The sequence below is a fragment of the Rheinheimera mangrovi genome, from assembly GCF_003990335.1.
GTDB lineage: Bacteria > Pseudomonadota > Gammaproteobacteria > Enterobacterales > Alteromonadaceae > Pararheinheimera > Pararheinheimera mangrovi.
The window spans coordinates 460,496-481,114 of the sequence record NZ_CP034683.1 but is presented as its reverse complement, the minus strand read 5'-3'; the positions used below and the strand labels follow the sequence as shown (position 1 = coordinate 481,114).

General features: G+C 46.6%; 18 protein-coding genes. 10 read left to right on the top strand and 8 right to left on the bottom strand.

Annotation, left to right across the window (positions count from 1 at the left end):
* Positions 1-17 precede the first annotated feature (17 nt).
* Complete coding sequence (locus tag EK374_RS02240; protein WP_127019727.1) at positions 18-710, top strand: hypothetical protein; 693 nt, start codon at positions 18-20, stop codon at positions 708-710.
* A complete protein-coding gene (locus EK374_RS02235) occupies positions 711-1,124 on the top strand; it encodes a VOC family protein (RefSeq protein WP_127019725.1) in 414 nt (137 codons plus the stop codon).
* A 110-nt stretch (positions 1,125-1,234) separates the two neighbouring features.
* On the opposite strand, the gene rarD is transcribed toward EK374_RS02235, so the two are convergent.
* The 3 genes from rarD to EK374_RS02220 form a co-directional block, all read right to left on the bottom strand.
* Positions 1,235-2,140: an EamA family transporter RarD gene (gene rarD / locus EK374_RS02230; protein ID WP_127019723.1), complete on the bottom strand. Its 906-nt coding sequence runs from the start codon at positions 2,138-2,140 to the stop codon at positions 1,235-1,237.
* Positions 2,141-2,368: 228 nt separating this feature from the next.
* Positions 2,369-4,042 carry a methyl-accepting chemotaxis protein gene (locus EK374_RS02225; RefSeq protein ID WP_127019721.1) on the bottom strand — a complete coding sequence of 558 codons (1,674 nt, stop codon included), beginning with the start codon at positions 4,040-4,042 and terminating at the stop codon, positions 2,369-2,371.
* Positions 4,043-4,379: 337 nt separating this feature from the next.
* Complete coding sequence (locus tag EK374_RS02220) at positions 4,380-4,832, bottom strand: thioesterase family protein (protein WP_127019719.1); 453 nt, start codon at positions 4,830-4,832, stop codon at positions 4,380-4,382.
* A gap of 129 nt (positions 4,833-4,961) precedes the next feature.
* On the opposite strand from EK374_RS02220, the gene recQ reads away from it, so the two are divergent.
* On the top strand, positions 4,962-6,761 hold the full coding sequence (gene recQ / locus EK374_RS02215) for a DNA helicase RecQ (RefSeq protein ID WP_127019717.1): 1,800 nt from the start codon (positions 4,962-4,964) through the stop codon (positions 6,759-6,761).
* Between the two features lie 45 nt (positions 6,762-6,806).
* Positions 6,807-7,064 (top strand): hypothetical protein, encoded by a 258-nt coding sequence (locus EK374_RS02210; RefSeq protein ID WP_127019715.1) that lies wholly within the window; start codon positions 6,807-6,809, stop codon positions 7,062-7,064.
* Positions 7,065-7,116: 52 nt separating this feature from the next.
* Here the strand turns inward: EK374_RS02210 and EK374_RS02205 are convergent, their stop codons facing one another.
* Complete coding sequence (locus tag EK374_RS02205; RefSeq protein ID WP_127019713.1) at positions 7,117-7,425, bottom strand: c-type cytochrome; 309 nt, start codon at positions 7,423-7,425, stop codon at positions 7,117-7,119.
* 179 nt (positions 7,426-7,604) lie between these two features.
* On the opposite strand from EK374_RS02205, the gene EK374_RS02200 reads away from it, so the two are divergent.
* The 4 genes from EK374_RS02200 to EK374_RS02185 all read left to right on the top strand — a co-directional run bounded on the left by EK374_RS02200 (position 7,605) and on the right by EK374_RS02185 (position 13,038).
* Positions 7,605-9,053 (top strand): protein adenylyltransferase SelO, encoded by a 1,449-nt coding sequence (locus tag EK374_RS02200; protein ID WP_127019711.1) that lies wholly within the window; start codon positions 7,605-7,607, stop codon positions 9,051-9,053.
* 81 nt (positions 9,054-9,134) lie between these two features.
* Positions 9,135-9,446 carry a DUF3630 family protein gene (locus EK374_RS02195; protein ID WP_127019709.1) on the top strand — a complete coding sequence of 104 codons (312 nt, stop codon included), beginning with the start codon at positions 9,135-9,137 and terminating at the stop codon, positions 9,444-9,446.
* Positions 9,443-12,325, top strand: a complete 2,883-nt coding sequence (locus EK374_RS02190) for an EAL domain-containing protein (RefSeq protein WP_127019707.1) — start codon at positions 9,443-9,445, stop codon at positions 12,323-12,325. The genes EK374_RS02195 and EK374_RS02190 overlap by 4 nt, the downstream gene beginning before the upstream one ends.
* Positions 12,326-12,450: 125 nt before the next feature.
* A complete protein-coding gene (locus tag EK374_RS02185) occupies positions 12,451-13,038 on the top strand; it encodes a YkgJ family cysteine cluster protein (protein WP_127019705.1) in 588 nt (195 codons plus the stop codon).
* 3 nt (positions 13,039-13,041) lie between these two features.
* Here EK374_RS02185 and EK374_RS02180 read toward each other — a convergent pair whose 3' ends face one another.
* The 4 genes from EK374_RS02180 to EK374_RS02165 all read right to left on the bottom strand — a co-directional run bounded on the left by EK374_RS02180 (position 13,042) and on the right by EK374_RS02165 (position 17,656).
* Positions 13,042-13,836, bottom strand: coding sequence for a hypothetical protein (locus EK374_RS02180; protein WP_127019703.1), 795 nt, complete (start codon positions 13,834-13,836; stop codon positions 13,042-13,044).
* Between the two features lie 111 nt (positions 13,837-13,947).
* Entirely contained in the window at positions 13,948-14,337 is a 390-nt protein-coding gene (locus tag EK374_RS02175) for a hypothetical protein (RefSeq protein ID WP_127019701.1), read from the bottom strand.
* 42 nt (positions 14,338-14,379) lie between these two features.
* Entirely contained in the window at positions 14,380-15,783 is a 1,404-nt protein-coding gene (locus EK374_RS02170; RefSeq protein ID WP_127019699.1) for a sigma-54-dependent transcriptional regulator, read from the bottom strand.
* The gene (locus EK374_RS02165; protein WP_233280314.1) at positions 15,776-17,656 is read right to left on the bottom strand and encodes a sensor histidine kinase; all 1,881 of its coding nucleotides are present in this window, start codon (positions 17,654-17,656) and stop codon (positions 15,776-15,778) included. The genes EK374_RS02170 and EK374_RS02165 overlap by 8 nt, the downstream gene beginning before the upstream one ends.
* 303 nt (positions 17,657-17,959) lie before the next feature.
* Here EK374_RS02165 and EK374_RS02160 point away from each other — a divergent pair, with 303 nt between their 5' ends.
* Both EK374_RS02160 and cydB read left to right on the top strand, forming a co-directional pair.
* Positions 17,960-19,384 (top strand): cytochrome ubiquinol oxidase subunit I, encoded by a 1,425-nt coding sequence (locus EK374_RS02160; RefSeq protein WP_127019697.1) that lies wholly within the window; start codon positions 17,960-17,962, stop codon positions 19,382-19,384.
* Positions 19,384-20,427 (top strand): cytochrome d ubiquinol oxidase subunit II, encoded by a 1,044-nt coding sequence (cydB, locus tag EK374_RS02155; RefSeq protein ID WP_206099266.1) that lies wholly within the window; start codon positions 19,384-19,386, stop codon positions 20,425-20,427. Before EK374_RS02160 ends, cydB begins: the two co-directional genes overlap by 1 nt.
* Positions 20,428-20,619: the final 192 nt, after the last annotated feature.

Sequence of the window (20,619 nt, the reverse complement as noted above, 5' to 3'; positions counted from 1 at the left end):
ACTCAGAGGATTATCAGATGAAACACAGTGCGCTATGGCTTGTATTAAGCCTCTTTTCCGCTGTTGCTTTGGCAAAGGACGCTGAACTAGTTTCAGCGCAAGCTTTCTCGTCCGTGCAGCCTTTTTCCGTCAGTGGCGCTAACCCCAGAGCCTGGACATCCACTCTGAGTTTTGGTCCATGGCATAGCGCCAAAGCAGTACAGGGACCCACTTTAGGCTTTGGCCTGAAGTTACTTGGTGTTTCACTTGGCTATAGCAGCCAGGCCTATCAGCTGAGTCTGACCGATGGCAAAGACTGGCAACATATGGAATGTATCAGCGCCGCTGTGACGGGAACTAAAGATGGCTGGACTTTGGATCTGAGTCTGGGAGAAAAACCCGTTTTTGCCTGTGGTATTCAGGGAAAAGTGAATTCAACTATGCAGCTAAAAGCCAAGTGGGATAATAAGCTGGAAGGGACCTCTCAACTCTCTGATCGTGTAGTCCGTATCAACTCCTTACATCAGCTGAAAGGCGCAGCTTTTGACAGTATGGATCCTGTCGGCTACTTGTTGTCAGATCACCAAGGGCCACTGGCTCAGGTCGAAGTGATTAATAGCGGTAAAGTCTGGATCGATCCCTCTTTACCCGGGAATATACAGCTGGAGCTGGCAGCATTGGTCGCAGCTTTGTTATTGTATGTACCTGACAACAGCAATGATGACTTCTAAATGTTCCGAATTGCGCAGATAGACCATGTGGTACTCAGAGTGAAAAACCTGCAGCTGATGCTGGATTTTTATCAGCAGGTATTAGGCTGTACTCTGGAGCGACAGGAAACCGACTTAGGTTTATATCAGCTAAGAGCAGGCAACAGCCTGATTGACTTAGTGCCGGTCGAACAGCCACTGGGGCAACAAGGTGGAAAAGCGCCAGGTGCAGAAGGCCACAATATGGACCATTTGTGTTTACGTATCGAGCCTTTTGAATCAGAAACTCTGCAGCAGCATTTTAGAAGTAAAGGCGTCACAGCAGGGCCAGTGGAATCACGTTATGGTGCCGAAGGTAAGGGTCCGTCGATTTATATTCAGGACCCTGAAGGCAATACAATCGAAATTAAAGGTCCGCCCACCCTTCTTACTTAAACCCGCAGCGTTGTTGACTACTCTCTGTCGCCCCAGTCGCATAAGACCACTATGCTCTTGGGGTCGCCATCGCTTGTCGCCTAGCTGCTGCTTTAATTAATTTGGGTAATTTAAAGGACCTGAACTGCTGGTTTTTTCCGTAAAGCCAGATAGGCATCCAGTGAATAAACAATCAGCGCCAACCAGATAAAACCAAAGGTCACCAGTTTTGCCGCCGTCAGCGGTTCGTTATAAAGCCAAACCCCAAATACAAACATAAAACTTGGGCCTATGTACTGGAAAAAGCCCATAGTTGACAGTTGCAACCGCTTCGCCGCCGCGATAAATAGCAATAAAGGCACTGTAGTGACAAAACCTGCGGCCATCAGCCATAAGTTTAAACTCCAGCTGTTTTGACTCAAATCAGCCGCACTGCTGTCGGCAAACTGCCACCAGTAATACAAAGCCAACGGCAACAACAATAAAGATTCAACAAAAAGCCCGGTAATAGCATCGATCGCCAGCTTTTTCCGAAACAAACCATAAAGCGCAAAAGTACCGGCCAAAGTCAGGGCTATCCAGGGCACAGAACCAAAAGTCACCAATTGAATGACAACGCCTGTGACAGCCAGTGATAAAGCCAGCCACTGAAATTTGCGCAAACGCTCGCCGAGGAAAAACATGCCCAGCAATACATTCAGCAAGGGATTAATGTAATAGCCAAGACTGGCATCCAGCATATGATGGTTATTCACAGCCCAGATAAATAAGCCCCAGTTTCCGCCTAAAATCAGCGAAGTCCCTAACAACGCCAGCACCAGTTTAGGCTGGGCTAAAATCTGCTGCACTTTGTTCCACTGTTGCATTGCAAATACGATCAACACCAGCAAGACAAAAGACCAAACCACGCGGTGGATCAATATTTCCTGCGCAGGCACAAAATCGATTTGTTTAAAATAAAGCGGAGCTATGCCCCACAAGGTATAAGCGCCAGCGGCAAAAGCACCACCCAGTTTTTGCGCAGGACTTAACGTCATCAGTATCCCCTCGGTCCGCCGGACAGCTCCGGTTTATGCCGCGCATTGTACGTGACGCCAATGACAAAGGTAAGTCAACTCAAGCCAGTGGTTGCACTCTTGGCCGCAAACTGATCAAAACAGGCTTAAACCTATGCATAACGCAGTTCTTTTTGAAACTAATAACAGGGACGGCAAGCCCCCTGTAGGGAGCATCACCGTTTTTTTTAGTCAAAACAGCCAGAGAGCTCAGGCTGTGGCAGGTAGTTGAAATCTTTTAACTGCAGTATCCAATGTCCCGGCCATACTAGTCAGCTGCTGACTGGCAGCGGCCACTTGTGTCACCAACTCTGCATTATGTTCAGCAGCCTGATGCACCACACTGACACTGACATTAATCTCTTCAATAGCACTGCTTTGCTGTTCCGCTGCACTGGCTATCTGCAGGCTCATATCCCGTACCTTATCAATCGACATATTCACCTGTTGCATCAGAGCACTGGATTGACCTGAGAATGTAATAGTTTTGCCGCCTAATTCGCTGCTTTGCTGCATCTTTAGCACAGCTTGCTGAGCACTGTGACGGAAGGCACTGATCATAGCTTCTATTTCAGTGGTTGAGGTTTGAGTGCGCTGAGCTAGATGCCTGACCTCATCCGCAACTACGGAGAAACCTCGCCCTTGTTCACCCGCTCTGGCCGCTTCAATAGCAGCGTTTAAAGCCAGTAAATTGGTTTGATCCGCTATGGCCTTAATCACCACCAATACGGCACCAATGTTCTCACTGTTTTTCTCAAGCTCGGATAAAGAGGCAGAGCTTTCAGCGAGGCTTTTCACCAGCAATTCAGTACTTTGCACTGCTTGCGTATTGATGGCCTGACTGGAAACAGAATTCTGTGCCGCTTCTTCGCTTGCACAATGGGTAGTGGAAACACTTTGTGCGACTTCATGTGCTGTCGCCGACATTTCATGCATAGCAGCAGCAATTTGTTCCATCTGCAAACTTTGTTGCTGCACATTGTCCTGCACGCCCAAACTGCTATCTGCTAAAACAGTGGCTGCACCTGTGACTTCAACTGTAGAGCGCTGAACTAAAGTTAACAACTGTGCCAGGTCTTGTCTGGTTTGCTCCATTAGCTTTAGCATTTCGCCAATTTCTGCAGGCTCATCGGCCACTACAACCTGGCTGAGATTCCCCCGCTGCAACTCTTTTAGCGCTGCCATAGCCTTCGCCAGGCCTCTTTGAATAGCTTTGCGAGTGGAGCGACTGATCAGCACAGAAATCAGCATGACCAACACAGCGGCGATCACCACCTGCTGCTCTAAAGATTTAGTTTGCTCGTCAATACTTTGAATTTCGGCTGCTGTGAAACTTTCTACATTATGCAGCAAGGTTTTAATATCAGTCATTAACTTGTTATCTATCTGTGCCAGCTCCGCTTCCAGGTCCTGGGCTTGCTGCCCTGCCCCTGCTCGCTGAATTAACTGTTCAGCAAGAAGGTCCCACTCTGTGGACAAAGTCTTTATCGAATGCAGCAATGCTGTGTTTTTCTCCACCATAACCAGCTGTTGTTCCGTCATGCTTGCGGAAGGTTTCAGATATGGCTCAGCTTCGCGTAATGCATTTTTAAGCTGCGCAGAGCGATCGTTAAATTCTGCCTTGATGTGCTGAAACTCTGAGGTGCTTTGTGAGGACTGATGAGGGATATAACGCAGTTCTTTTTGTAACAACAACTCCTGAGCGTATTGCTGCTCGGTAATTTCCGTCAGTTTATCAATAGCGGGAGTATCTCTGTGCACTACATCAGCGAGATGGGCTTCTATTTTAGCCAGCTGTATAAACACAAAAGCAGTCATGACAACTACTCCGACACAAATCACGCCAACAGATAGCATCAGTCTTTGTCTGATAGACAGCTGCATATAACCTCCTTCATCTTAAAATTGATCGATCACATCCATGCAAAACCGACTAAGTAATGGAAAGTGGTACAACAAAACAACCATGCTGTTTTGCTTTTCATCTAGCACAGGTTTCATTATTATCAATTTGTCCTATTTGTCAACAGAAAGCAGCAAGGGCATATGGATAACTCGTAATAAAAAAGGTTACGAATATTAGGTATAGCTCATGGAAACAGAGCGCAGTGGAAATAAATCATGGAGATTCAGATAGGTAATATAAAAGCTATATGTCAGCTTGTGAGATTCTGGAATATCGAGTGGATAAAACAGTACTGCGCAGCGTAGGAGAAAAAACTCAACCCACCAGATAAGTACCGGTACCCAAAGCGATGTGAGTGCCCTGCTCGTTGTGCAATTCCATACGGCACACACAAACTTTATTACCAGTGCGGATCACCTGGGCTGTGGCAATAAACTGCTGGCCACGACCAGGTCTTAAGTAGTCGGTGCGAATATCGATAGTGCTCATTTTTCCGAGCTTTTCTGCTAGTTCAGTGTCAGCTATATCGCCCAATCGGGTTAAGGCACTGGACACAGCCATTAATCCGCCCACCACATCCAACACTGAGGCTATAACGCCACCATGTAAAATTTGCTGCACCGGATTACCCACCAACTGGCCTGCCCAGTCGAAACGCACTTCCGCTTGTTGCTCATCAAAACGGGTAACTTTTAAACCTAATAAACGATTAAAAGGCATTTGATCAAAAGTATCGGCGATAAAAGGTAATAACTGATCGGTGTGCATAAGGTTCTCAACTTCACTGGTAAGAGCAGTATGCAATCTACTCCAGCAGAGCCAATGACACAATGCCCAAGACAGCATCTGTAGTTTTGATTACAATGCGCCAGTTTTTTCGTAACGCAGCAGCGCACTTTGCCACAACTATTGTTCGACACCTTAAAACAAGCTTTTGGTTACAGCCAGTTCCGTCATGGACAACTGGAGGTGATCCAGGCTTGCCTGAGCGGTCAGGACAGTTTTGTGTTAATGCCAACAGGTGGCGGAAAATCGCTGTGTTATCAGTTACCTGCGTTGTTATTGCCTTATGTGACTGTAGTAGTTTCGCCCTTAATGTCGCTGATGAAAGATCAGGTCGACGCTTTGCAGGCCAATGGCATAGCGGCTGAGTTTATAAACAGCAGCCAAAGCAGAGAAGAAATTCAGGATGTGATCCGGCGTTTACGCCAGCAGCAGCTAAAACTGTTGTATCTGGCGCCAGAGCGTTTGTTGCAACCGGACTTTATGGCACGCCTTGCGGAAGTGGGTGTCAGTTTATTTGCCATAGACGAAGCACATTGTATTTCGCAGTGGGGCCATGACTTCAGGCCTCATTACACTGAACTGGCGCAGCTCAAGCAGTATTTCCCGCATGTGCCTATGATGGCGCTGACAGCCACAGCAGATCCGGCCACGCAAAAGGACATCAGTCGTCAGCTGAATTTACAGCAGCCTTATGTCTCCATAGGTAGCTTTGACAGACCCAATATCCGTTACACAGTACAGGAGAAATTCCGTCCGCTGGAGCAGGTGGTCAATTACCTGAAACAACAAGAACAACAAAGTGGCATTATTTATTGTGCTTCACGCCGCAAAGTGGATGAACTGACAGAACAACTTTCGGGCAAAGGTTTTCAGGTGGCGGCTTATCATGCAGGCTTAACCAATGAGCAGCGCAACTCAGTACAGGAAGCCTTTAAAAAAGACCAAATTCAGCTGATTATCGCCACAGTGGCTTTTGGTATGGGCGTCAATAAATCCAATATACGCTTTGTGATCCACTTTGAGCTGCCGCGCACTATCGAAGCATATTATCAGGAAACAGGCCGGGCTGGCCGTGACGGTGTGCCAGCCGAAGCTTTGATGCTGGTTGACCCTGCAGATATAGCCAGAATGCGCAGCTGGATAGAAAAAGATGAAAACAACAGCAGAACAGAAGTGGCTTTGCAACGCTTTAACCAAATGGCTGCTTTTGCACAAGCCCAAACCTGCCGGCGTTTAGTGCTGCTGAATTATTTTGGTGAGTCCAGCCAGAAACCTTGTGGCAACTGCGATATTTGTATAGACCCACCCAAACAATTTGATGGCACTGAACTGGCCAGAAAAGCGCTGTCCTGCGTGTATCGGGTTAATCAAAGTTTTGGTATGAACCATGTGATCGACGTGTTACGTGGCAGTCAAACCAGTCGTATTCATGAACTGGGCCACGACAAGTTATCTACTTATGCCATAGGCAAAGATGAATCCCACGATTATTGGCTGAGTATTTTGCGCCAGTTAGTACATTGCGGTTTATTACAACAAGATATCAGCCAGCATTCGGTGCTAAAGCTACAGGAAGCAGCCCGCGCTGTGCTACGCGCCGAGCAAACTCTGCAGCTGGCAGTGCCACGCTTAGTTCAAACCAAAGCCAGTAGCAGCAGTAAAACCACAGCGCCTCAAAACTACGACCGTAAGCTGTTTGCCCGCTTAAAAGTGCTGCGTAAAGCTATTGCAGAACGAGACGACGTACCGCCTTTTGTGGTGTTCTCAGACGCCACGCTGATAGAAATGGCGCAGGCGTGCCCAACCAACAGCGTGGAGTTTTTAGCCATCAGTGGTGTTGGCCAAACCAAACTGGGCCGTTATGGCGCTGATTTCCTTGATTTAATTAGTGATTATTTAGCAGGCGATTAACCCTATTGACAGATGGATGTAACCCAAAAAGCTAAGGATAGAGGTATGCAAAAACATAGTTTTCGTTTCATTGTTCTGTTGACGAGTGTGGTATTGATGGCTGGATGCAGTAGCTACGCCCCTAAGCAGGCTGCTGATGATTTTTTCGAAGCAGCAAACAATAATTCTGAACCCAACGGAAAAAATACAACACAACATCAACAAGATACAGAGCATTCATTAATAGCCGACGGCATAGTGGGTGGTTTATATGTTGGTTTTCAATGGTTAAGTTCGTTAGGACAAACGACCACAAAAAATTGAGCATTTGCCTGAATCTCCGTTCAGGCAAATGGGATCAAGATCACAGACAAGATTATTTCCCGGCATTTAACCCTGAAAAATACGCTGCTAAATCCAGAATATCGGCATCAGACAAGCCTGCCGCCATTGGCGACATCACCGCATGTTTACGTCCGCCATCACGGTAAGCTTTAATGGATGTCTCCAGATACTTCTGTTTTTGACCTGCCAAATTGGGGTAATCCGGCAAAACCGAAATTCCTTCAGCACCATGACAAGCCGAACACACCGCAGCTTTGGTTTTTCCAGCTACTGCATCCTGAGCTAAAACCGGTGCAGACAGCCCTACTAACACTAAGATTATCAAAGGTATAAATCGCATTATTGTTATTCTCCCTGACGATGGACTTGGGTTTATTTTTACTATGTTTTTTCCATTAAAGACCTAAGTACTTGTTTATACAAGCTGGATGACAAAATTCAGCCAAAGCATCAATAAAAAGCGCTTGAGCTAAGCAGATACAGCAAGGACAATGGGCCATTGCCGTTTTGGGGTTTGTTATGCCACTTCTTTTAAGTTCCACCTATGCATCAGCTTTACCCGATTTAGTCAGCGCAGTCAGCGTTACTGCTTTTGAGCAGCCAACACTTTTAGCCTACAGCGCTGACACCGCCGCTTTGTTACAACTCCCCGCTGCATTTTTTCAGCAGACAGATGCGGCTGATTACTTAAGTGGCAAAAAGTTGTTTGCAGGCAGCAAGCCGATAGCGCAAAAGTATGCTGGCCACCAGTTTGGTCAATACAATCCCGAATTAGGTGATGGCCGGGGTTTGTTATTAGGGGATGTTAAAGGCTCTGATGGTAAAAGCTATGACCTGCATTTAAAAGGCGCTGGTCGCACCCCTTATTCACGTTTTGGTGATGGCCGTGCTGTATTACGCTCCAGCATTCGCGAATTTTTAGCCTCCGAAGCTATGTACCATTTGGGTATTCCAACTAGCAGAGCATTAAGCCTGGTCGGTAGCAACGAGCCTGTACAACGAGAAACCATAGAACAAGGCGCCATGGTGATCCGGGTTTGCCCCAGCCATATCCGCTTTGGCCATTTTGAACACTGCTTTTATACCGGCGATAAAAACCAGTTACAGCGCTTGGTCGATTTTACGCTGCAGCAGCATTTTCCGGATTGCCTGAACACAGAGAATCCAGCTTTGGCTATGCTACAACAAGTGGTAGTGCGCACGGCAGAACTAATAAGCCAATGGCAGGCTGTTGGCTTTAACCATGGTGTGATGAATACCGACAATATGTCGATTTTAAGCCTCAGTTTTGATTATGGCCCTTATGCCTTCCTGGACGATTACGAACCAGGTTATATCTGCAATCACTCCGATCACAGCGGCCGTTATGCCTTTGACGAACAGCCTGGTATAGGCTTGTGGAATCTTAACGCCTTGGCTCATGCCTTATCACCTTTAATTAAGGTGGACGACTTGCGCACTGCGCTTGGCTTGTATGAACCGACACTGGTCAGCCATTACATGGCTTTGATGGGAAAAAAGCTGGGCCTTGTCAGCACAGAGCCGACGGATCGCGCTTTAATAGGTCAATGGCTGGCGTTATTACAGCAACAAAAACAAGACTACACTTTAAGCTTTCGCCGTCTGGCTGATTTCTCTGATGACGCCAAAGGCTCCTCCATCCGCGATCATATGCTGGACCTGGAGGCTTTTGACCAATGGGCAGAATTATACCGCGCGCGCCTGGCGAAGGAATCTGCTACAGCAGCTGAACGTAAAACCCAAATGAACAGCATCAACCCTTTGTATATACTGCGGAACTATCTGGCCCAGCAAGTAATTGAAGCAGCAGAACAAGGGGATACAGCACCATTGCATGAACTGATGCAGGTGCTACAACAGCCTTATCAGCTGCAGCCTGGTAAGGAAGCCTTTGCCGCTCCACCACCAGATTGGGGCAAAGGTATGGATATATCCTGCAGCAGCTAACGGAAGTTTTATGAATAACGAAACAACGAACAGTTTTATTGTACCAACTGATGAGACGCAGCTGTTGCTTGCGAAAATACGATGAGCAACTCCGCTATCAACAGCTTTATTGTACAAATTGAAGATAAACAGCTGCTACTGACGCCTTTATGGCCAATGGGTTTTGAGCAAGTACAGCGATGTAAAGAGTGGTTTGAACACAGCGCGATCAAAGCCGGTACTTTAGCTTATGGTGCAGACAGAGTGGAGCTGGGATTAAACTTTGCTAATGAAGTGTTTACCTTTTGTTACGAAGACTATAGCGAAAGTTTTTGGGTCACAGCTGACAGTGCTGGTGGCGCTATGCTACTGTCAGAATTAGCAAAAGAATTCAGCAACTTGGAGATTAGATGACAGTAAAACTGCAGCATGGATTAAAGCTATGGTGGCTTATGCTGCTGATGTTTTGTAATGGTGCTTTTGCTTTTCATGCTCAGGTCAATAGTTTTGATAAACTGCTGACCCGCCAGGAGCTGGGTCCTGCGTTGTATTTTCAACAGACTCATAAAGCCTTACCGCTGGAAGAACTTATTTTTGACCCCGAAAGACATCACGCTTTTCGTTTGGTCAGCGAATACAAAAAATCGCTGCAAAGCGCCGATCAGTCGCTGTGGTTGTTTACCCGTTTACATTACACAGGCCAGACCCCCATTCAGACCCTTGTGCACTACGATTTTCCATTAGCTGATGTTGTGCAGGTGTATAGCTACAACAGAGCAAAAAATGACTTGCAGCTATTGAGCAGTACCGGCGCTTCAGTGCCTTTTTATCAACGTGCCCTCGCCTACCGCAGCTTTGCTTTTCCACTGAATTTTGAACCAGGTCAGGAACTGGACTTGTTTATCAAAATACAGGATGCGGCTATCGCCCCTGTAGAGCTGACATTATGGCAACACAATAATTTCGTGTTGGATCAACTCTATAAAAACATTCTGGATGGCCTGTTGTGTGGTGTTTTATTGCTGATGGCTATCTACAACCTGTTTTTGTTTTTTTCCTTGAAACAACGGCTGTATTTGTATTATTCCGGTTTTTTTATTAATTGCGCTTTGGTGCTGGCAATTTTAAATGGTTTGGCTTTTGCGATGTTATGGCCTGATTACCCGGAAATTAATCAGGCAATTTTGTATGTTGCAGCAGGGGCGACCTTCACGTGCCTGACCCTCTTTAGTTGGCATGTACGCAAGCAACAAGGGGGTATTCTGGGACGGTTTGGTTTTTACCTGTGTTTAATCAGCGCCTTGTTATTGCTGTTCAGCCCACTCTATGCCAGCAGCCAATTAAGGTTCTGGGGTTTGTTGGTTGTCACCGCTTTGTGTCTTGGCGTCAACACCATGTTTGCACTGGTTTATGCCATCAAAGGGGATCGCACCGCTAAAACCTTTGCTTTAGGCTGGTCTTTTTTCTTTGGCTGTATAGTGGTGCTGGCGCTATCCCAGATAGGTTACTTACCAACAGCTCAGGCATGGCAATACCTGCTGTTAATGGCAGTCATGGGTAGCATGGCACTGATGAGTTTTAGCTTGCTGCAAAATATCAAAGGCGCCCAACAACAAAGTATTGATCATCAACGTCTCGCCAACGCACATTTACAGCAGTATTACGACATCTACCACAATGCCGTTGAAGGTATGTTTACCAGTACCTTGCAAGGCCAGTTAATTACTGCCAATCAGGCACTGCTGAGCATGCTGGGTTATCAAAGCCTGCAACAAATGCAACTGGATGTAGCAAAAACCGGCATGGCGCGTTATTACGCCAACCCGGAAGACAGAGCCCAAATACTGAAACAATTGCAACTGGGTGATAATAAGAACTTTGAAATACGGGGTTTACGTGCTGATGGCTCGGCATTTTGGGCTTTAATGTCAGCACGGCTGGCCGAAGGTGACGGTGCACAAAGTGCTTATGTGCATGGGTCTATAGTGGATATCACTGCCCATAAACAAAATACTGAACAGCTGGCTTACTTAGCAACTCACGACCCGCTCACCTCTTTATACAACCGGCATTATTTTATTGAACAGCTGGAACAGACGCTGCGATTTGAGCATAAAGCCACACTGCTTTATCTGGATATAGACCAGTTTAAGCTGATCAATACCACCTGCGATCACACAGCGGGTGACGCCTTGTTATGCCAAATCAGTAATCAGATGCAGCGGGTACTGGATGGCAGAGGTATTTTAGCCCGACTGGAAAGCGATGAATTTGTCGTGTTGTTACCTCACTTAACCAGTAATGAGGCTTTTGCTATAGCCCATCAACTGCTGGATACAGTGAAAGAATTCCGTTTTATCTGGCTGGATAGTGTGTTTCGCATTAGTGTAAGTATTGGTCTGGCAGAAAACTCAGACGGCAATAAAAATACAGAACATTGGTTAAAACAGGCAGATTCAGCCTGCTTTGTCGCCAAGGAAAAAGGCCGTAACCGCATTCATATGTTTAATGCAGAGGACGAAGAATTACAGCGCCATCAGTCTGAAATTCAGTGGTTAAAAACCTTACGCCAGGCACTGGAGCAAGATAACTTTGTGCTCTTTATGCAGCCTATTACTGCAATTCAGCAAGCTCAGTCTGGTTTGCATTATGAGTTGTTGCTGCGTTTATCTTTACCAGAGCAAGGTTTAATAGCACCGGGCAATTTCTTAAGCTCGGCCGAGCGTTATGGTCTGATGCCACAAATAGACCGCTGGGTGATCCGCAACTATTTCCGTTGGCTGGCACAACAACCTGCCCATCTGGCGGAGTTGAATTTGGCCAATATCAATTTATCCGGCGCTTCGTTAACTGACCCGCTATTCAAAGCTTATGTCAGCTCATTGTTCCGTGAGTATCGCATTCCTTTTTCTAAGGTGTGTTTTGAAATCACCGAAAGTATGGCGATTTTAAATGTGCACCAGACACTGGATTTTATTTCCCACTTCAGAAATCTGGGCTGTAAGTTTGCTTTAGACGACTTTGGCAGTGGTTTTTCTTCTTATGGGTACCTGAAAAATTTCCCGGTCGATTTTGTCAAAATTGATGGCAGCTTTGTCCGCGACTTACTGATCGATCCTTTTGACTGCGCCATAGTGCAGTCTATTCACGATATTGCCCGCGCTATGAAAATTCAAACCGTAGCCGAATACGTTGAAAACATGGAGATTTGTCACAAGCTGACCGATATGGGAATCGACTTCGCTCAAGGTTATGGTCTGGCCAAACCCCGCCCTTTATACCAGCAGGAATAACGGTTTATTCGCTGCTGTTTTTGCCATAAAAACTATATTTGTTTGCCCCTATTGCTGAGTCTCAAGAGCTGTCATTACAATAGCGCCCCGCCCCAGAGGGGTAATGCTGTTTGTTCGGAGAACCTATGCAGCAGCTGCGCGACACCGCTTCCCGGTTAATGATCCTTAACGACGAAATTGCCCAGACTTATAGTCGTTATCAAAACGATCGCAAGCTGTTTTGCCGCAGTGGTTGTGGTGAATGTTGCCTGCATCCGGGCATTGAAGCTTCAGTGCTGGAAATGTTGCCTTTGGCGGTGTATTTGTACGATGCAGGCCTTGCAGAAAGCACACTGGAGGCTTTGCAACAGCATGAGCAGGATGGCTGTTTTTTTTATCAGGCTTCCTCCGAAGATCGTAAAAGTGGCCAGTGTGGTGTTTACCCTTACCGCCCGGCAGTATGTCGTATGTTTGGTGCTGCAGGCTATCGTGGCCGTGAAGGCGAAGTTTTGCTGTCGATTTGCAAAGTGATACGCTCTGATGAACCAGACGCAGTGATAGCGACACAACAAAGCTTGAGCAGCGAAACCCCACCTATGATGCGTAACCACAAAGCCCAAATTGCTCAGCTGGATTATGAGCTCAGCAAAGAAAATATGCCGATTAAACAAGCGACAGCAGCTGCATTGGAAAAAGTGTTAACCAAAGCTTATTACGCTTCTTTTGCTGAATAACCCTTAGTTTTTCCCTGGAACTGCAGCAGGTTCTCTAGCTACTGCTTCCTGAGCAACAACGGGTTTCTCTGCATTCGGTTCAGGCTTTTTATCCGGTTGTTTGTCCGGCTTTTTATCCAAAACAGGAATTAAAGCTGCCACATTGGCATGGGGGATCAGCTTGACCTGATCCTGATGGTAAATCCATAAGTAGCTGACGGTGCGGGTAATAATCTGTACTTCATTCAACTGCCGGATTTCTTTGCCACCGGGGTGGATAGGATAAATCAGGCTGAGCTGATATTGTCCGGTTTGATGGGCTTTAATGGCTTGGCTTATTTTTGGTGTGTCTGAGCTACTAAAAAACACCAAATAAAAGACAAAAGCACTTAACCCCCACACCCAATTCGGCAGAAACGAGCTTGAACGATAGTACTTATCTATCCATAAGGCATACCGCTGGTACTTTTTCCTGCTTAGGCGCTCAAACCAAACGGTAAATGCCACAGAACAAATTCCTGTCATTAAATAAATTGCGGTTTGTGGATGAGCAATAGCTGCCAGCAAAAAGTCACTTAACTCAAGATAAGGCAAGGCATTAAACTGAAACTTATCCAGTAAGGATATAGTAAAAATCAGCCCCATAATGCTCGCGGTCAAATAACCAAAGGTTAAAGCCAAACTAGGATGCTTTAGGAAAAAGCGGCGTAAATTTCTTAGTTCAGCATCAGACTGTTGGTCCATTTGCTGGCCATAACTTAGCTTGGCCACTTCGGCAGGCAAGTCAGTAGTGTCCGTCGTCCGTTTTAACTCATCCATGGCAAAGTCTTATTTACATGATCATTACATGACTTTAAAGCAGCCCGTATCACAGAGCAATAACAAAATATCGTTAAGCTTTTGCTCTGTATTGGTTTTCTAAAAGGTGGATCAGAGGCGCTGCAAAAATTGTTTGGCGTAGCTCAGCGCTGTGTCGGTGTGGTTAAAATGTTGTGGCTTGTGCGAATGCTGGTATTTCATCTCCAACAACTGCTGCTGAATAGGGTTTAGGCCAATAAAACAGCGTAACACGCAGCCATGTTGATCTTCCCATCCACTAAAGTCTGTCATCATACTGATGGCATCTGGCGTTGCCAGCTCCCAGCCTTGCATATCCATAACCCTGGCCCATTTTTTACCAGCGAATCCTTGTACCGCAGCTTTTAAATCTTCAATGAGTTGCTCTGAGCCTTCTTTATTCCAGGCTCCCTGAATTTCACACAACAAAACTTCGCCTTGAGGTGTGACACTGAATTTACCATGGGCAATAGAATCGGTCATTGGTACTGCTCCTGTTCACTAACCATTTGAGTATAGACAGCTTTAGTCATCACCCAAATCAGTCAGCGCATAACGTTCAATTTTCTTCAGTAACCCCTGACGGGAAATACCCAAAGCTCGCGAGGCCTGGCTCTTATTGCCTTTATATTGGGTCATCGCCTGCTGAATTAAACGGATCTCCAAAGCTTTCACCTGCTCATCCAGACTGCTTAAGTCAGATCCAAGTACCAGTTCAGTGTCTGTATCCATGCTTTGATGCTCCAGATGCAGCAACTGAATATCGGCAACCCGGATCACACCTTGCTGTGCTATAGCAGCGACACTTTCCAGCGTATTCTTTAATTCGCGTACATTACCAGGCCAGTGCTTTTGCAAAAACCAGCTGATCGCAGCCGACTCCAGCTGAAGCTTCTGACCATACTGCGCACTGAGTTGCTCCAGGAAAAACTGAATTAGCAGTGGAATATCTTCGCGTCGCTCATCCAAAGCCACAGTTTCGATAGTGACACCTTTGATGCGGTAATACAGATCTTCGCGAAATTTACCTTGTTTGACTAAATCCGGCAGATTGGCGTTAGTCGCAGACACTAAGCGGATATCAATTTTTTGCTGCTCTCGTCCACCGACCGGATAAAAAGTACCTTCCTGCAACACCCGCAGCAGTTTCACCTGCATCGCCAATGGCATTTCACCTATTTCATCGAGAAACAAAGTGCCGCCATCGGCCAGTTTTAATAAGCCCTGCCGGTCTTTATCTGCGCCGGTAAAAGCCCCTTTGACATAACCAAACAGCTCACTTTCTAATAAATCAGCCGGAATAGCGCCACAATGCACTGAGACAAAAGCCTTGTCTGCGCGAGGGCTGAGTTCATGCAAAGCTCGCGAAATCACTTCTTTACCAGTACCGGACGGTCCTGTCACCAACACCCGAACTTCGGTTGGTGCTATACGTTGCACTAAGGTACGAACCGTCTCCATATGCCGCGAATGACCAGCTAACTTCGGCAAAAAACTATGTTGTTGCAAGCCTTGCTTTAACTGCCGTACTTCTTTCTCCAGCTGATGTTTAGTGATAGCGCGTTTCACCACTACAGCCAGTAATTCCGGGTCTATTGGCTTGGCAATAAAATCCCATGCACCTTGCGCTATGGCCTGCAATGCCAGCTCCCGATCAGCATGGCCAGTTAAAATAATCACAGGCCGTGTGGAAAACTCTGGCACTGAAGCCAAGGTATGAGCCGGGTCAAATTGAGGAGGTAAAGCCAGATCGAGCAAAATTAAATCTGCATCAAACTGCTGTAGTTTAGTGCGGGTTTCGTCCAGATTAGCGGCTCCGGCCACCTGATACCCCTGTTGCTGTAAAAAACGTTCCGCTAATAAACGAAAGGCTGGCTCATCATCGACAATTAAAATGCGCGCCTGATTAGGCGTTGTTGCGCTAAACATGGTGGATATCCTTTGGAAACAAAAGTTCAAAACTGACAGGCCAACCCAAATCAGTACGGAAGCTGATCTGGCCCTGATGGGCATCCATAATACGTTTGACAATGGCTAAGCCTAAACCGCTGCCACCACTGCGTTTACTGATAAAAGGCCGGAATAATTGTTCGGTGGTTAAGCTGAGATCCAAAGCAGGGCCATTGTTATGCACCTGCACCCGGATCACATCCCCGACTAAGGCCACTTCGACACTCAAGGTTGCATCGGCCTGATTACGTAAAAAAGCATTGGCGTTATCAAACAAGTTTAAGAACACCTGCTGCACTCTGTGCTGATCAGCCCGCAGCATCAAACCAGATGGAACCTTCAGCTCCAGTTTGACCTGCTGCCAGTCAAACTGTTGCAACAAGCTTTGCAGCAAAGGCTCCAGCTCAATCTGGCTGTATTGCAACTGCAAACGGCCTGAGTACACCAGCATATCGGAAATTAACCTGTCAGCTCTTTTCAGTTGCTGCTGAATATGGCCTCGCAATTCAGCATCAACACCAGCGGATGCCATAGAAATAATATTCAGCGGGTTACGTAATTCGTGCGCCATCGAAGCTGCCAGCGCGCCCATTTCCACCAGATGCTGCTGCGACAACTGCTGCTTTTCAGCTTCGGCCAGCTGCAACGACTGCGCCAATAGCTCACAGCTACTACCAAGCAATGAACCAAACACCTGAGCGACTAAACGGATACCGGGCGTCATATCATCCCAGCCCAGCAAATCCACCTGCCATCGCCCCTGTTGGGTATAACAACGGATTTTTAATTGGCTTTCACTGGCAAACAGACCTGAAGCTGCCGGCAATTCGACTTGTACATTTTGCTTAAGCGCAGCAGAGAGCAACTCTGATGCTTTTTCACTTAACCCGAGCCAGTTTTGACACAACCCCAATTGCTGACGCCAGGTGTTGATCAAGGCCTGATCCAAAGTAGCTCCAGGGTAAATTAATCGTTCAGCCAGTTTGGCGACAGGCCGGTAACAGGCTGCAGTAAGTAATAACACCAGACTGGAATACAACCACAACTGCCATCCAGGCACGTTTGCCAGCGCTTTCATACCTAACTGACCAAAAATGGAGCTGACCAAAGCCATCAGTAACAGCAATAACAAGGACATCACCAGCCAAAGTAAAGCTCTGTTTGCCAACGCATTTACCGCCAGCATCTGGTAACGCACTACGCCATAGACCAGCAATACCGGATAGCTGGGCAACAACAACATAGGATAAGGGAACCAATCCAGGCCAAAAGAAGGGAAGACCACAGGAGTAGCCAGCAATAAACCCCAACCGCCTGCTAAAAACATCGCGACAATAGAGCGTTTTTTATTACCCTGATGATAACGCCAGCCATACCACAACACAGCGTGGGCCAAAATACCCAGAGCGACTGTATACAGCAGATTTAAAAAACCATAGGAATGAAATACAAAAACCTGGCCCAAAGCTATGCTTTGCAGCACATCACCGGCGTCCAGACTCCAGCTCAGTAGCACAACCAATGCGGTCAGAAAATACAACCAGCCAATATGGCGTCGCGCCCAGCTTAACCAGGGGGCTTTTACCTGATCCTGTTCAACAAACCTCAAGGCAAAATGCAGGAAAAAGGTCGGCATCAGTGGATTGGCCAATAACAGGTAACGTCCCAGCTCTGGCTGGTCGTGTATGACAAAAACATGACCTAAACACCAAAGCGCCATCATGGCACCAAAGCCTGCTAAACCTGCCAGTGTCTGCTGATAACGGGAATGCCACCAGAGCCAACCCGACATCAATGCAGCGCAGCCACTGCTGACTAACATCATCAACTCAAAAGCTAAAATCAAATCCACAGCTCACCGTCAACGTTGTTGTCATCACTTTGGCTTTAAATCGTAAATCAAGTTAACACCCACTGCAAATCTTAAATTTTATTGATTTAGAATCATAAAGTTACAAATAAATAAAATTATGGCCTGATTCTGGCAATACAGGGATAAGCAGCGTTCTTGCTGCATAACTTGTCAACAAAGAGAACATTATGCCAGACCTGTCTATTCTTGCTGCCGAACTGCTGACCATGTTGCTGTTATTGTCTGTGGCGCTTGCGCCATCTGTGCTAAGCCGAGTCAAAGCCCCTAAATAACGAGGTTTGTATGGAACTTGATGTCAGTATCCTCTCGCGTATCCAGTTTGCCTTTACCGTAAGCTTCCATATTATTTTTCCGTCCATCACCATAGGTTTAGCCACGCTGATTGCGATTTGGGAAGGCTTATGGCTGAAAACCGGTAACCCACAGTATCTGCAACTGGCCAAGTTCTGGATCAAACCTTTTGCTATTACCTTTGGTATGGGCGTGGTATCCGGCATAGTGCTGTCATATGAGTTTGGTACCAACTTCTCTAAATTTTCTGAAATCGCAGGCGCTGTGCTTGGGCCTCTGATGGCTTACGAAGTACTGACGGCTTTTTTCCTCGAAGCAGGCTTTTTAGGTGTGATGCTATTTGGCTGGCAACGTGTTAGCGCCAAAATGCACTTTTTCGCCACAGTCACAGTAGCTATAGGCACCTGGATTTCTGCTTTTTGGATCATCGCTGCCAACTCCTGGATGCAAACGCCACAGGGCCATCAGATAGTCGACGGTAAATTTGAAGTCGTCAGCTGGCTTGAAGTCATTTTTAACCCCTCTATGCCCTATCGTTTAGTGCATATGTTACTGGCCGCTTTAATCACCGCAACTTTTGTGGTGATGGCCACTCACGCCTGGTATTTACGAAAAGGCCAGCATAAAGAATTTGGCCGCAAAGGTTTATCGATGATGTTGTGGTTCGCTTTAGTGCTGACACCACTGCAAGCCTGGGTGGGTGACTTACATGGCTTAAACGTGAAAGAACATCAACCGGTGAAACTGGCTGCAATGGAAGGGATCTGGCCAGAAAAAGAAGCCAATGTACCGCTGCTACTGTTTGCATTGCCTGATATGAAAGCCGAAGAAAACCACTATGAAGTTGCAGTGCCTGGTGTAGCCAGCCTGATCTTAACCCACGACTGGCACGGTGAATTACAAGGTTTAAAATCTGTTCCGGCAGAGGACAGACCTAATGTGCCTATGGTGTTCTTTAGCTTCCGCATTATGGTCGGTCTTGGCATGTTAATGATAGGTGTTGCAGTGCTGGGGGCTTATCTGCGCTGGCGTGGCACTTTATATCAAAGCAACTGGTTCCTCTGGCCTGTCAGCTTTATGGCTCCCACAGGTGTGATTGCTGTGTTAGCCGGCTGGTATGTGGTGGAAATTGGTCGTCAGCCCTGGATTATTTATGGGTTGGTGCGTACCAGTGAGATTGTCAGCCCCTTACCTGCTGAGCGGGTGCTGTTTTCGCTGACCTTGTTTGTCTTGACCTACAGCCTGCTGTTTGGTGTCTATCTGTACTTTATGCGCAAGCTGATCAAAAAAGGCCCAGCCCCTATAGAACATCTGGAACAACAACGCATCGGTGTCAAAGCCTCTGGTTACGCCTTGTCCTTTACCAAAGCTTTAGCAACTGACGCTGATGCAACTTCAACAAAAGGAGCCAACTAATGGAGCTGGAACTGAGTTTAGGCCTGTTTTATTTGCTACTGCTTGGCTTTGCCATTCTGATGTATGTGCTGCTGGATGGTTTTGACCTGGGTATGGGTATTTTGTATCCATGGTTTGATACAGACGCAGAACACGATCATTTAATGCGTTCCATAGCACACGTCTGGGATGGCAATGAAACCTGGCTGGTCTTTGGTGGCGTGATTTTATTTGGTGCTTTCCCTGCAGCTTATGCCTCTATCGCCTCTACGTTTTATCTGCCAATTATGCTGATGCTGATAGGTTTGATTTTCCGAGGTGTAGCTTTTGAATACCGTTTTAAATCAGATACTTCAAAAAGATATTGGAATACTGCCTTTGCTGTTGGATCCAGCCTGGCCGCTTTTTGCCAGGGCTTGATGCTGGGTACTTTAGTGCAAGGTGTACCGGCTGATTTTATTCATCAGTCCAGTTTCAATTGGCTTAGCCCGTTCAGCTTGTTTTGTGGTTTAGCTGTGATGGCAGGCTATGCACTGCTGGCCTGTTGTTATCTGGTGATGAAAAGCCGTGGTGAGCTGCAACAAAAAGCAGCGCGTTATGGCCAACGTTTACTACTGATTGTGATGCTATCCATGCTGCTGGTCAGCTTATGGACAGTCTGGATTGAGCCGGAGATCCGGGCTCGTTGGTTTGGCGGCTGGCATGCTTTATGGTTAATCCCACTGCCTCTGTTGTCGGTGCTTGCCGCCCGTTTATTATTCCGTGACTTAGGCCGGGTGAATCGCAGCCATAAAGCGGAAACTGCAGTGCATGAACGCCATGAAGAACGGCCATTCTGGCTGGCGTCTGGATTATTCCTACTGGCCTTTGTTGGCTTATTGGTTAGCGTATTCCCTTACCTGTTACCACGCCAGTTAACCTATATGGAGGCCGCAGCACCAGATAGCAGTTTGATATTTATGTTGCCTGGCATCTTCATTTTTGTGCCACTGATTTGCGCCTATACGTTGTGGGGTTACAAAATTTTCGCCGGCAAAGTAGAAGATTATCAGGAGGGCTATTGATGAAATTCGTTGGTAAAAAGTTGTCTCAAACCCAGTGGTTTGTCGTTTTATACCTGTCCGGCTTTTTAACTTTAACTTTAATTGCCTGGCTACTAAAACAAGGAATGAAGTTTTTATAGAGCCTTTAAAAATCAAGCATTTTTGCTCAAAAAATAACAGGATTTTATTGATCTGACACAAAAAAAGTGTTGA